Source organism: Paenibacillus sp. 01T422 (assembly GCF_056398785.1).
This window is the reverse complement of record NZ_JBFTQB010001476.1, coordinates 1-741: the sequence shown is the minus strand read 5'-3', so window position 1 is coordinate 741 and position 741 is coordinate 1. Positions and strand designations below refer to the sequence as shown.

Sequence of the window (741 nt, the reverse complement as noted above, 5' to 3'; positions counted from 1 at the left end):
GTGTGAATCAGAACATTCACCAGCTGGTGGATGCCAATGTGCGTATTGAGCAGGTGATGGGCATCGTCAGCAGCGTTTCGGAAACAGGTATTTCCGTCAGTCAGGAGACGTCCGCTGCCAGTCAGCAGCAGATGTCCACGACCGAGGAAATTGAGAATTCGGCTAAGTCGCTGGCAGGACTAGCTGAGGAACTACAAATTTCGCTGCAGAAATTTACGGTGTAGTGTTGGACCGCGGGCTTTGGCTCGCGGTTTTTTGTTTGTATTGTGCTGAGCCGATGTTTTTCAACGTTAAAGTGTGGCTGGAGAGCGAAAAGTAGAAGTTAGCGTTGTAAAACAAGCTTAAGTGTGTGGATCAGGCCCAAGTCCAAGTTGTATTGTGCTGAGCCGATGTTTTTCAACGTTAAAGTGTGGCTGGAGAGCGAAAAGTAGAAGTTAGCGTTGTAAAACAAGCTTAAGTATGTGGATCAGCCCCAAATCCAAGTTGTATTGTGCTGAGCCGATGTTTTTCAACGTTAAAGTGTGGCTGGAGAGCGAAAAGTAGAAGTTAGCGTTGTAAAACAAGCTTAAGTGTGTGGATCAGCCCCCAATCCCAGTTGTATTGTGCTGAGCAGTTGTATTGTGCTGAGCCGATGTTTTTCAACGTTAAAGTGTGGCTGGAGAGCGAAAAGTAGAAGTTAGCGTTGTAAAACAAGCTTAAGTGTGTGGATCAGCCCCCAATCCCAGTTGTATTGTGCTGAGC

General features: G+C 46.7%; 1 pseudogene. It reads left to right on the top strand.

The window, feature by feature from the left end:
* A pseudogene (locus AC1DUA_RS39620) lies at nt 1-224 on the top strand (methyl-accepting chemotaxis protein); the annotation flags it as partial.
* Nucleotides 225-741 lie beyond the last annotated feature (517 nt).